The sequence below is a fragment of the Streptococcus mitis genome, from assembly GCF_965111735.1.
Lineage (GTDB): Bacteria > Bacillota > Bacilli > Lactobacillales > Streptococcaceae > Streptococcus > Streptococcus mitis_DR.
Window position 1 is genome coordinate 1830541 of sequence record NZ_OZ217346.1, and the last position, 13518, is coordinate 1844058.

The 13518-nt window shown below is 34.9% G+C and carries 10 protein-coding genes and 1 pseudogene; 1 reads left to right on the forward strand and 10 read right to left on the reverse strand.

From position 1 onward, the window contains the following. Position 1 precedes the first annotated feature (1 nt). From ACLV7W_RS08930 to ACLV7W_RS08970, 9 genes are all read right to left on the reverse strand, one after another. A complete protein-coding gene (locus ACLV7W_RS08930; RefSeq protein ID WP_084926400.1) occupies positions 2-574 on the reverse strand; it encodes a hypothetical protein in 573 nt (190 codons plus the stop codon). 12 nt (positions 575-586) lie between these two features. Further along, positions 587-2053 (reverse strand): T7SS effector LXG polymorphic toxin, encoded by a 1467-nt coding sequence (locus ACLV7W_RS08935; RefSeq protein ID WP_411865827.1) that lies wholly within the window; start codon positions 2051-2053, stop codon positions 587-589. Then, the gene (locus tag ACLV7W_RS08940) at positions 2043-2696 is read right to left on the reverse strand and encodes a DUF4176 domain-containing protein (protein ID WP_411865828.1); all 654 of its coding nucleotides are present in this window, start codon (positions 2694-2696) and stop codon (positions 2043-2045) included. Before ACLV7W_RS08940 ends, ACLV7W_RS08935 begins: the two co-directional genes overlap by 11 nt. Continuing rightward, complete coding sequence (locus ACLV7W_RS08945) at positions 2693-2977, reverse strand: variable surface protein mvspG (protein ID WP_070480243.1); 285 nt, start codon at positions 2975-2977, stop codon at positions 2693-2695. Before ACLV7W_RS08945 ends, ACLV7W_RS08940 begins: the two co-directional genes overlap by 4 nt. A gap of 7 nt (positions 2978-2984) precedes the next feature. Continuing rightward, positions 2985-3380 (reverse strand): YwqH-like family protein, encoded by a 396-nt coding sequence (locus ACLV7W_RS08950; RefSeq protein WP_070480241.1) that lies wholly within the window; start codon positions 3378-3380, stop codon positions 2985-2987. Positions 3381-3563: 183 nt separating this feature from the next. Next, positions 3564-7997 carry a type VII secretion protein EssC gene (gene essC / locus ACLV7W_RS08955; RefSeq protein ID WP_411865829.1) on the reverse strand — a complete coding sequence of 1478 codons (4434 nt, stop codon included), beginning with the start codon at positions 7995-7997 and terminating at the stop codon, positions 3564-3566. Beyond that, positions 7998-9197 carry a type VII secretion protein EssB gene (gene essB / locus ACLV7W_RS08960; protein ID WP_049492933.1) on the reverse strand — a complete coding sequence of 400 codons (1200 nt, stop codon included), beginning with the start codon at positions 9195-9197 and terminating at the stop codon, positions 7998-8000. Between the two features lie 9 nt (positions 9198-9206). Continuing rightward, entirely contained in the window at positions 9207-9464 is a 258-nt protein-coding gene (locus ACLV7W_RS08965) for a hypothetical protein (protein ID WP_061590471.1), read from the reverse strand. A gap of 494 nt (positions 9465-9958) precedes the next feature. Beyond that, on the reverse strand, positions 9959-10249 hold the full coding sequence (locus ACLV7W_RS08970; RefSeq protein WP_049492928.1) for a WXG100 family type VII secretion target: 291 nt from the start codon (positions 10247-10249) through the stop codon (positions 9959-9961). A gap of 181 nt (positions 10250-10430) precedes the next feature. Between ACLV7W_RS08970 and esaA the strand changes: the two genes are divergently transcribed. After that, positions 10431-13160 (forward strand): type VII secretion protein EsaA, encoded by a 2730-nt coding sequence (esaA, locus tag ACLV7W_RS08975; RefSeq protein WP_411865830.1) that lies wholly within the window; start codon positions 10431-10433, stop codon positions 13158-13160. On the opposite strand, the pseudogene ACLV7W_RS08980 reads toward esaA, so the two are convergent. Beyond that, a pseudogene (locus ACLV7W_RS08980) lies at positions 13140-13505 on the reverse strand (transposase); the annotation flags it as partial. The gene esaA and the pseudogene ACLV7W_RS08980 overlap by 21 nt on opposite strands. Between the last annotated feature and the right edge of the window lie 13 nt (positions 13506-13518).

The following is a 13518-nucleotide window of genomic DNA, read 5'->3' on the forward strand; positions in this document are numbered from 1 at the left end:
TCTAATTATCATAATAGCAATATTTTTTGTACAACATATAAACCACTTTAAATCTCTGTATTGGTTTCGTATTTAATAACAATAGGGGGAATATAAAAAATAAAATGGCTAAAAACAAAAACAAAAAATTAGAAGTCAATAAATAAACTATAGAAAAAAGCACTGGAGGAAGAAATGCCAATAATATAATTAGATGGCTCTTAACTATATTTTTCTTCTCATTTTTAAGAAAAGTTATCATATCAACGTTTGAAAGCACAAAAGGACTAATAATTAATTCTTCATTCAAAGCTGGTCTGTAGAGGAGTTTTGAGACAATGATCATTAGAAAAAAACCAAAAATCAAGGGCCAAAAACCACTGAATACCTGAGCCTTTGTTACTTCTCTTACAAGAACATAAAGAATAAGTGCTGCTCCTGTCGAAAAAGCGACAGGAGACGCTTTAAACTTTGTTTTAGAATGACCTAAGAACATCTTGTCTGTTTTCTTATCAAAAAAAACTGTTTCCCCTTCAAAATTACCAATTCCTACAAATTCAACGTCCTTTAACTTTATAATTTGATTTTTGTCCACGAGAATCTCCTATCACTGAAATACAGTTCCAATACCACTGAAAAAGTCAGATACTGCATTACCAACACCATCTATGATTTCCTTACCTGTTTTTACTACATTATTTGTTATTTTTGTGACTTCCTTTCCAACAGTATTATCATAAATCATATCAAATACAGCATTGCCTGCAATTGATAAACCCACTCCTACTATAAACCCTGTAGCAGCTCCAACAATACCACCTACAGCAGTTCCTGCAATAGGTATAACACTACCAATAGTAGCTCCAATTGCTGCTCCTGTATTCATACCAATGGTCATAGCTCCAGTCGATATTGCTGCATGAGCCCCACTCTTAATAACAGCGTTCGGAACATTTTCACCAGCTGAAACTTGTGTAGTGAAATCAATTGCAGGACCAATAAATGCCATAGCCCTACCTATTTCAGGACCAGACTTGGCAAAAGTTTCAATTCCTTCACTCAAACTTCTAATGACTCCTGAAGAGGAATTACTAATACCATCAAGTACATTGGGCGAAATTAACCCATTAGTACCTAGGTTAATAAAGTTTCCGAGTGAATCACTTAGTTGATATAAGGTACTAAGTACTCCTCCTAAAACAGTTGGAGTTTTTTCCAATAATTTAACCCAGCCCTTATCTCCAAACACATCAATACCATTCATGATTGACTCACTGGCGAAATTATTTTTTAAATCATTTGAAATTACATCAGAATAGTTTTGATTGTTTAAGTCCACCTTCCCACTATACTTAGACTCGGCAAGCTGTTTTGCGAGAGCATTTTGGTACTTCACAGCTTTGGAGTTGCTATGGATAGCTGTGTGAATCTCTGAAACTGAGTTTTTAAACTGAGTTCGATTATAATAATTTCTCAATGCGGGGTTCCCATACGGAAGAGGGGCATAACCTGATAGTGTTGCGATTTCACTATTTTGCATATCGATAAGGTCAAATGTATCTGTCTTTAAAAGAACACTATTAAAAGCTTCCATGTTCTTTATGGTATCATCTAAACTCTTGACTGCTTGATTATAACTTGTATTCACACTATCCAAACTTGGATTCGTTAACGTTAGGATATCGCTAATCCCTGCATAGATATTTTGTGTCTTACTGGAACTGCTCTTTAATCCCTCAATCGGATCTTTCATCCGTTGCTTGATGCGTTCTAGGTATTCTGTCTTAATAATGGCACTGTTGTCAGTCTCTGACACCGTGTCTTGAAAGAGCTTCACAAGTCCATCATAGCGACTGACAATGCTATCTAGGGCATTGACATAGTTATCAACCAGTGGTATCTGATAGTTGGTCACTTTCTGGTTAATGGCATCCTTCACTGCCCCTTTGAGGCTATCAGTTGAAACGACCTCTGATAGACGACTTCTCGAAACAGATAGCTGTTCCTTGATACTATTTACCGAAATAACTAACAACTCTTTTTGAACTCGAACTTCGGATACATCAATCTTCATTTACTTCCTCCTCTGCATAAACACTGGAAATCAGTCCTGCGTCTAGATAGTCCTTACGCAGAGCTTCTTGGCAGTAGTGTTCATCCACCGTATCCGAATACCCTTCTGATACCACTCTCTTAATAAAGAGATTACTTAAAAACAAGGGTGAAGTGTCAAAGCGTAATCCAAATGGATAGCCATGACCGATGTAGTCCATATAATGACCATTATCCAAATCAACTCGGCGACCTGAAATGACTACAAAAAAGTCCATCTGTTCGCTTTCAAATGACTCAACCAAGTCCTTAGGAAGAAGCTCACGATCAAGTTCGACAACACTACCCAAAGGATAGATACGACTTAAGCAGAGATCCACATAGGAAGCATACTGGATAAAAAGCGAACGAGGTAAGGTGACTTCTTCTTGAAGACGCCGAATCCGCACGAGATCTTTTTCATAGAAAAATTCCAACGGCGCCCCTATCATTGGATGATAATGATAACTTGGTTCGTCATTCATAAAAGCTATATAACACGCCCGAAAAACATCCGGATGTCCTGATAAGGTCATCGCTACCGCTGTCAATACTTCCTGCTCCTTTTCAGATAGGTTACATCTAGACAAAGCTCGGTCGAATAAAATCATTTGTTCTTCCTTCATGGTCGAAGACCTCCTGATGCAATAACTCCTGCTCCATGCGCGTCATCATCTAGCTTATTCTGACCTGCTTGTTCCATTTTTAGCGCGTCTGATCTGGTGAATTTTTTTAAAGTAACAATAGACTTGTTAAAGTGCTCCAAAACGTCATTAAAAGTGGTAAAAGGGGTAAGATCTGTGTGACTAAACCCCATATCACTTAGTTTACCGATTCCTGTAGTTGAAGTAGAAACACCTCTTGTAATAGTGTTCCAACTGGATTGATTTACACCTGTATCTACCATTTTCTCCCTAATCCTCCATATATTCATAGATACGAGCCTGATGATAATAAGATGCTATTGCAGACTGTAGTTCACTTGATTGAGTTTCCAGACTTCGTATCTTGTCCTCTATAGTCGTTTTATTATTGTTGTGGCCATCTCGAAAATTAGTTATATCGGTTCCTAAATTATAAAAATGACCTTCAAAATCTTGCTGACGACTCCCCTTAAAACTAGAGGAATCTAAAGGAAGAATCTGACCTAAAGATCTTGCACGATTATCGATAGACTGTATCTCACTTGCTAAAGCACTGCTAGCTTTTCTTAATCTAGATATTTTCCCATCAACTAAACTTTTTTCTATTCGAGCTTCAGCAGCTTGTCGACGAAATCTAGCCGCAATTTGTTTATAATACGACCCCATTTCCCTTCTCCTTTTTATAATATATAATTCATTTTAACATATTTTGCGTAGAATCAACACCCCGTATAGATATTCTTAAGATTAAACTTACACCCTTTGAATCATTCCCCAAAAGTGAAAACTCCTATAGCTAACTTTTGGGGAATGGCTCTTAGCAAGTTCAAGTGTGAAGGGTTGCTGAGATTATCTTGGTAATTTAATTCTGCAAACTTCTCTTCCAACAAAGAAGTGAGTTTCATCGACTTCTAAAAGAGTTTCTTTGTAATCTGATTTACCTTTAATCATTCCTTGATCCATAAATCTAGTACCAAATATACCTGCAGGCATATTTGCACGCAATCGCTTACTAAACTCATCAAATTTACTTTCAATATTTTTCTGATAGCCATGGAAAATAAAGTAAACTCCCGCTTTAGAGGCATTTTTGATAATCGTTTCTAACACATTTGCAGAAAGTAACATTTTTTCATTTACGGTATGAATGTCTGGCATGTAAACAAACATCATTTGATTATCACCACCTTGTAGTCTTCGTTCAATTTCACTGACAAGATCTGTTAATGCCGTACTAAAATTATTTAACAAGATGATTGAATCAAAACTATCTGGATTTGCAAGACGTCCGTCAATATCAAAAAGAATACGTTGAACTTGCCCATTCAAATTTTCAAATGCCATTAATAAAACTGATTCCAGTAGTTCTGTTTGCTGTGGTGTGTCATCCATAATGACAAAATAGCCATGTTCTTTCGGATTAAAGCTTACTACCTTAGTCGTTTCTTTATCAAATCCTATTGGGATTTGACCTTGTTGCATCATCTCTTGAACTGTAGCTGATTGTTTAAACTCATCAAGCGTCACTTCATTTGGCAACATCGGAATTGGTTCTGGGCAAACTCCTGTCCAGCTTCTTGCAATCAGCTTAACTTCTTCCTCCAAGTTATATAGGCGCTCAATATCGCCTTCTCCACTTATCGGGAGATAAACCTGAATGGCATACGGAATATCTTCTTTCAACTGGGCACGGCCAAAAATTTCTTGCTGAATTAAAGCATCACGTCCTATAATTTCCTTAGAAGCTCCTTCATCAACTAGGTAAAAGGCCAAGCGCGAGGTAATATTGCTTGACATACTGATTTTAAGGCTATTTGAGCGGAGTGCTGTCAAAATCACATAGCATCCAAGACTCGCTCCCTCACGTAGGAGGCGGTTAATCATACTTTCAATAGCTTCTTCTAGCGCTGTGTCTTTTATAGTATCAAACCCGTCAAAAATAGTAAGAATAGCAGGGAGTTTCTCACCTGATTTTTGTTCGTATTGAGAAAGACTTGCTACATTATAGATGGCAAACTTCTCCTTACGAATCTTCAACTCTTGGTCAATACGTTTTAAAAACTTAACCAGTTTTTCTTCTTCATCAAACCTTGTTAAATCAACTACATGAGGTAAATCTTTTAGTGGCAAGAGTCCATTGGTTCCGAAGTCAAATAGATTGATTTGTACTTGCTCTGGAGTATTCAAGCGAGCGAGATTTAGCACTAGAGTTTGAAGAGCTAGGGATTTCCCAAAACCAGGTGAACCATAGAAAACTGTATGCCCCATTTTTTCCAAATCAAAATGATAATCCTTCTGACGTTGTTCTGTCGGAATATCCATTCGAGCAAAGGGAACGGCCAATACTTTTTCATCGGTCCAGTGAATATCTGTTTGAGGGGATATGATGGCTGTCTCTAAAGGTTCTAACCACGGTTTATCTGGCAGATTGAAAGGAACAGTCTCACTCACTCTTGCTATATAGTTTACAACCGCTGAGAGTTCCGTGATTTCTTCCGTCTGATCAGCAATATAATTTTCATCCTTAGATAGGTCATCAGACAACAATTCATATTGTCCCAGGTCATTTATCAACCAAATTCGTTCATCAACAACTTCTTGAACTCCCTCTGTTTGTGGGGCATACTGCGCACCACTCCAAGCAGACTGGAATAATTCATAGATTTCGTTATTTCCTACTTGTAGGTAAGCACGACCAGGTTCAGTAATACTCGCCGCATCTGGTGTTTTGATTATTTCATTGGAATCAGACTCATCTGACACTTTCAAAGCTAGTTTGAAACGAGAGTTTGACCATATTTGATCATTGACGACCCCTGATGGTTTTTGTGTAGCAAGAATTAGATGGACTCCAAGCGAACGTCCGATACGGGCTGTCGAAACCAGCTCTGTCATAAATTCTGGTTCATGTTCTTTTAATTCAGCAAACTCATCACTAATAAGGAACAGATGAGGTAATGGTTTTTCTGGATAACCTGATTTGTCAGTAGCTTTTTGGCCTTCCTTATATAATTTAGTATATCCATTGATATGATTAACACCAAATTGATTAAAGAGACGTTGGCGTTTTTGTAACTCTGCTTTGATAGAAGCTAGGGCACGCGCACTAGCAGCTCCATCTAAGTTAGTAATAGACCCAAGCATATGTGGTAAATCTTTGAAAAGATTCGCCATCCCTCCACCTTTGAAGTCAATCGTAAGAAATCCAACATCCTCTGGACTAAAGTTTACAGCCATGGATAATATATAAGACTGAAGAATCTCAGATTTACCTGAACCAGTAGTTCCTGCTACAAGACCATGTGGCCCATGTGCACGTTCATGTAAGTTGAGTTCCACCTGGTCATCCTTCCCACGCAATCCCAATGGCACAGCTAACGTTTTAAAAGTATCCGCTTTGGACCATCTAGTCGCAACCTGTAACTCTTCAACTTCTCTGACTTGGTAGAGTTCCAAAAAGGTAACGGATTTAGGAATCGTGTTCTTCTCTACTTCCATGTGTTTTAGATTTGCTAAAGTACGAATAGAATCTTCATAGCAATCCAACAGCGGGTGGGGAATAAAGGTTTGAGCACTATAGGCACCCTCATCATTAATGATTTGACCTAAATTTTGATTCTTATATTCAATTAGAGTTGTGATAGTTTCTGGCAAAAGACGACGTGCCTCTTTCACCCAAATGACTGTTACACCCAACTCTGTCAAATCTTTGGCTAGATACTCATTCAAACTATGGCCAAGTAAATGGGAGTCATCCATAATCGTTAAGACATAATGGGGTTTAAAGCGCGCATCTTTTTCCCCCATTTCACGTTTGATTTGAGAACGTTTTTGAATGATACGGTAAAGCGAATTTAGAACGGCATCACGACTTCTGGCATCATGGACAAAACCACGAATATTTCGTTCCTGCATATTAAAGTGTGGGAGAAAGCGCCACTCAGACCAATCTTTCTCATATCTCTGTTCTTGAACAAGATTGATAAAATTAACATCTAAGTAGCTGTGAAACATTGCCATCTGTAAAAGCATGTTATATACAGCTGTCCTAGTTACTTCACTATTTCCAACAAGACCAACTGTCGCTTCAAAAATATTAACAGTAATTGGAACCTTCTTTTGCAAACTGTAGTCTTGCAAGACTGTGCGAGCAAACTGTGATATTTCATCTTTACTTTGCTCATCAAAATTTGTTTGCAGCTCTAGCTGGCTTAACCTATCTCCTAAACCTAAAGACACCTGTAAGAAATCTTCATTATAGTCCATTCTCTCATAAATTCTTGAATCATACTTTGCAATCAGTTCAGTAATGGTTGAGATTGACGGTTGATTATAATGTAAAATATTAGTTTCTTCTTTGTAGTATTTTTCTAAGTCAGATACTTGTTTTAATAAATATGCCTCATAATCTTGAATTCGATTTTTTTCTTGTTCCTTGGTATCCTTTTTCTCTTCAAAATACTGACTCATAGTTGTCGCTGCTGTCAGGAGACTAAAGCCCCCCATCCCTAGCATCATTACAGGATTACCTTTTGTCCAAATTGAACTTAATGCAGTTAAAGTAAACATTCCTAAAGCTGGAACAATTGCTCTAATGAGCGAGTTTTTGGGGAGTCTAATCGGTTGAGGAGGTTGATTGATAATGATTTTTCCGCTATGGATAATAGGGTTAACTCTGGGACTCCTTCTATACTCTGGAAAATCCATCGGATACTCATTATTTTTTTCTTGTATCAGAATTTGATTCCTATTTAATTGCGGTTCTTCGAAGAGACATCCAATCTTCCATTGATTCTTTCTTTTTTCTATAAAATAATTAGAAACCTTCATTCGGTTCCCTAATTCAAACGGATAAAGTCCTCCCTCTTTGACTAGACGGTCATTTAAATAAATCGGAGATTCCCCAAGTGTCACCTGTACTTGATTATTTGAAAAAATAAGTTGGTTCGAAATTTTCCAACTAATATCAGCTGATTCTTTCTTGCTACAAATAAATCGCTGTGGTGGGAAAATATAACTGATAAAAATATCTTCCTCAGGAACCAACAAGGTTACAATTTCTTTATCAAAAGTAGATTTTCCTCTTTCTAAAGTCTTACCATTTCGATAGACTATTCTACCTTCTACTGTATACTCGTTAGTACCGACCTTCACCTTTTGTCCTTCAAACAAATCTATTTTCTCTAGATTATCTTGTTCAATCAACAAGGTATAAAGAGGTTTATGAAGCTCTCCTAATTGGTCTCCCAGCTGATGATCATATTCTAGCTTTTTTGCCTTCATTTATCGTTCACTCTTTTCTTTTGTTCGGTTGTCTTTAGGAGTTGTTGTTTCAGTAGATGCTTTTGTATCACTACTATTTGTCGTAGCTTCTCCAATCTCAGCAGAAAGTTCCTTTATTTTCTTTTCATATTCTTCAAGTTTCTTTTGTTTTTCAGAACCATTCATATTGATGTCTGCCTTAACTGACTCGTATAGATTTGTATAAGCATGTAAAATCAATTGCGTGTCCCCGATATTTTGTGCCACATCTAGAGCTTTTTCAAATTTTCCACGTCCAAGATAAATCCAATAAGAAAAAATTGTATCATCTGTTGATTCTGTAATCGTATTTAAAATAACTTCCTTTTGCTTATCACTCAAACTATCTAAACGGACATAACTTGCTGCTAAGATATACTTGGCCTCCTTGGGCAATGATTCTGTACCATAATTTTTTAATGATTCAACTGTTTCAGAGTAATCTTTTCGCATGAAATTTGATTGTGCCATAATGACTGATGATTTTAGTGGCCCATCTTTAAACATAGATTTGTAAGTTGCAAAGCTTAAGACAAGTGTGGTTGTAGCAAGTAAAGCTCCCCCTATTAACAAAGTCTTCCATTTTTTCTTGTTAACCAACAAATTTGCTTTTGAACTCTCTTCTGATAATTTGGCATACTTTTCTGCAATATAATTATTGACATCAGCTACACTCTCTAAGGGAATAATATCTTGTGCCACCTTTTCCTTTATTGCATCAATCCCATGGATGGCTAGTTCAAAATCTATCTTAGGTAGTAAAATAGAAATCATTAAAGCTTTATAAGATTCTAGATAAAATTCAGAACTATACTGTTGAGGTGCAAGTAATTTTTCAATTCCATAGTGTAACATTTGTACATTACTTCCAAAAATAATGATATTTTCAGGATGAATGTACGGAATTTTATAATCATTTTCAGAACGAACTAATACAGACATACTTTGTGCCAAACTAAAACGTTCAAGTTCCGTAGTTCTTTCTAAAATTTCTTCTTTAACAGTTTTAAAATACTCAGGAATCTTATACTGCAAAGAAAGAACTCCGTCTTTCTGTACTATTTCTACTGGACAATATTCTTGAATCAATTCAAGTTGCTCTCTACGATAACCTGATGAAGAAATTTGAACTGATATTTGATTGTCTTCTCTCACAAATTCTAGTCGATCTGCTTCAAACATTTTTTCCTCCTATGATACATCCTCAATCTCTATATAATCTCCATCGCTAACTGGATAAACAGCCAAGATATCCATTGGTTCGATATGGATTTGTTTGTTTCTAAGCTTGAAACAAAACGAACTATTTAGAGGTAAATTCAACTGTTCTCTAACTTTGGTATCTTTTAGTAATTCTTCTAATCTTAACCAAGTTAGAGATTTTGAAACTAGAATATCTATTTGTTTTGCTCTATAGTCTAGAGTTAACTTTATTTTTTCGTAATCCATGCCATTTCCTTCCTAAATAGACTCCCAACAAAACCATAAACAGTAAGAAAAAACTGGTAAATACATTTCCCATCCAATCCTTAAAAATTGAATAATTCCTTTGTTTAAAAGAGGATTTCTCCTCTATAGTGTATTGATTAAACAATGATGTTTGGACAACAGTAGTTTCTAGACGATAAATAGAGTGATTTTCACCATCAGTAAATATAGTCTGTTCTGCTCCCTGTATAAGTTCTTTGGTTGTTTGAGTTTTCTGGTCCACAACCTTTTGGGTACGATTTAAAAATAAATTTGGAGCATATTTGGATTCTATCCTATTTTTGACCGTTTCCTGTGTACTATTTGTAATGATATCTGTATCAAGTTTTAAGCTACCATCGTCTGCATAGACTAACACAGGAAATACTATACAAAGAATTAATAGGTACTTTTTAATGTTCTTCATCATAAAATAAAAATAAGCGTCAAGTTCCCCTGACGCTCCTCAAAATTAACTACAAACCAAAGCTTTGTGCATCTTGTTGGTCACGTTCAGCTACTGTTTGAGCATAGTTGTTCAATTGTTGGTTGATGCTCACTAGAAGCTCCTCAAATTTTTGAACATGTGTATACAACTGGTTGTATTGCTCAAGGTAAGCATTAAATGCTTGACCTTTCCATTGTGATGCCATTTCGCCATTTGTTCGATTAACAGTTTGTACTGCCTGTTCAATTTGTTCTTTAGCACTAAGATAAATTGCCGCCTGAGATTGTAACTGTTCTGGGGTTAAACTAATTACTGACATTAGTATTCTCCTTTAATTTTTATTTTTATTATTTTATCATATATTTTATTATTTGTCTATCATTTTATTACACTATATTCCATTATTACCCCAAAAAATTTAAAACTTAATAGTTCAAATCGCCCCCTTGTTTCAGATTCACATTAGTGATATAATAAACTATAAATGAAAGGGTTTATGTATGAAAAAAATAATCATAGGTGGTAGCATTTTTGTAACATTATTGGTCGGTTCTGGTGCTGCTTTTGTTTACTTAAAAAATCAAGAAGTTTCAATAACTAATAAAGTAAATGACCGTAAATTAAATATTGCTTTAGTAAATGAAGACACTGGTGGATCTTTAAATGGGAACACGTATAATTTAGGGAATGATTTTACAACATTATTATCCAAAGATAGCTCAAACCAATGGACAGTTATGACTCGCAATGTCGCTGAAAATCGATTTGAGAATGGTTCTGTTGACGTCATTGTATACATAGAACAACAATTTTCAGAGAAAATAGCTCAGCTGGAAAGCTTTAACCCAGACCGAGCAAAGATAGCATATAAAACAAAATCGAATCTAGATCCTGTCAAATCTAAAAATGTAGAGTTACGTGTCGGAGAACATCTGAATACAATCAATCAAAACGTTATCAAAATGTACTTTTCGAGTGTCATTAACAACTTAGACGATGCGAAAAGAAATGTTGAAAACATTGTCAATGAGCAATCAGGAACACACTCTAAAATTTCTCAGTATATCTATACACCATCCAATCAAGCTAGCCAATCTATTACTAGTACTATGGATTTAGTTTCTGGTTTAGAAAAAAACAACTCTTCCTTCGAAGAACTTCAAAAAAATTTCTCCGAATCAGTTATAAAACTTTTAAATAGTACGGGTAATGACTTACAAACAAAACTTCAAGAGGTTAAAGGTAATTTTGATAGAGAAATAGAAAATTCAAAACAAAATGTCTCTACAACAAATACGATTTTAAAAGATCAATATGAAGAAACTGCTAAATTTGTAGAAAAGATAAATGATTCTGCATCAAAATCATTATCTCAATTTGGAAATAATAATGATACTCAAAAATCAGAAATTAGTAAATTTGAAGATTTGATTTCTAATTACCATAAAATTATTTCTGATTATCGAGATAAAACAAATGATAAAAAGACTGAATTAGAGAAGCTCCAAACTGAATTAGAAAAAGAGAAGAAAAAAGTAGAGTTATTTTACTTTGGAAAAGAAGGAGTGGATACTAAATCGGATTTAACTTCTGAATCCAAAGCAACGCTTGCAGCACAAATAAACAATAGCCTACAAGTAAAAAATTCTTTACCTGACACTTATCAAGATATGATTCGTTCAACACTATCAGAAACTAGTATCCAAATGTCTGACTACAAAGAATTATTTGCTAAATTACAGAAATTAAAAGTCTTAACCCCTGATCAAGTTAATGAATATACTTCAAAACTAACTTTAATTGAGAACTATTCTCAATTTGATAAAAAATTTACACCTATAACCGGCTTGCCTAGTTTTGAATTTTTAACAACAGAAAATGATAAATTAGACAAGATTACCGAAGAAATCCCTATCACAGTTAAACTTCCTCAAGCAGGGCAAGAAACTGCTACAACAGAGATTTCTTCCCCTATTTCAACTACCCCAAGTGATGCTTCCTCTTTAAATGTAGAATCAAAACCTGAAATCTCTAATGCATCAACTGAAACAAAAACATCAGCCGAAACAAAAACATCAACTGAAACAAAATACATATCACCTAAGGCTAAAATTTCAGTTACTGGAGATGCTAAATTAGTAAATGGTGAACAGGTTATTGCTGATGATAAGACCTATAAATTGACCATTTCCTATACTTTTGAGCCACATTATGGAAAAAATGATATATCTTTTGAGATACACATCGGAGACACAATAATCCCTATAAAACAAACCATCTATCGTAGTGATAAAGAGGAATCAGATGTACTTGTTAAAAAGGATTTAACACATATTTTTGATAAATTAAGTAGAATTAATCAAGCTGCAGGAATGATTAAAGCAATCTATGGAAATCCAAACAGTAGCTCTATAAACTTTTCTGCTTTATCACCTGATTCAGTTTATAATATGTATGGTAATATCAATCGTGAAGATATTGAATCGCAACTTTCAAATAAACAAATCACACAATTTAAACAATCTGGTCTTGAATTACTCGACGAAATTCAAAGGACTTCAAATTCGTTAAGAAAAATAACAAGTGAAATACCAAAATTGAATGAAACAGATTTACCAAATGATTATTTCAAAGTGGAAATCACAGATTTAACAAATTGGTATAATACATCAATTAAATCTTTATCAGAAGAATATGGCATATGGAAAGAAACAAAAGAAAAACAACTTGAAATTACAAATTCAACTTCTGAATCAAACAACAATCAATTAAAAGTTAAAATTGAGACACCTGAGCAACTGTATCAATCTATTCAATCACTAGTTACTATCACTTCTGATAGTTCAAAAATAACTAACAAGAATCATGAAGCTGTTGGAACAATGAAAGATCAATTCACTCAATTTAATAGCCAAGTTAAAACGATTAAAGATAATATTGACCGCACTATTTCAACAACAAACGAATTGATTACTACTGAAGCAAATGTTATTCAAGGAAATAGAAATTATGCAGATTCCTTCAAAACTGTTATGAAAAATATCCGTGATGGAGGAACCACTAACCAAAATGTTATGAGTTTCTTATCAAATCCTATAGAAACCAAAAAAGAAACTTATGCTACGCCTATTTCTGTAGAAAATAACAGATTATGGATAATTGTTGCTGTTGTTGTTTCTGGAATTACATCAGCTGGAATTACCTACTGGTTAACAAAGGAGAAAAAATAATTTCTTTATAAAAATATAATTAAAAAGAGTCTGGGACAATAGTCCCTTATCTCCAAAAAAACAACGGATTTGCCGTTGTTTCAGATTGAAGACAAACATCGTTTTAATGTTTGTCTTTTTTATATCTTCAGCGTTACTATTCTCAAAATAGGCTGAAATCTTTATCAAAATAGTTTTCAGAGAAAAATAAAAAGGCTTCCCCGCCATCACTTTTACCAATTTTTTGATATTCAGGCACGCCAAAGTAAGTCCAACTTTTGCCTTCATTTTGGACTTACCCACTTCTCTTGTATAACGTAGATTGTGGTATTCTTTGGCTGTGCCAAAAAGCCGCTCCACCGATTCTGTACTGACCCCA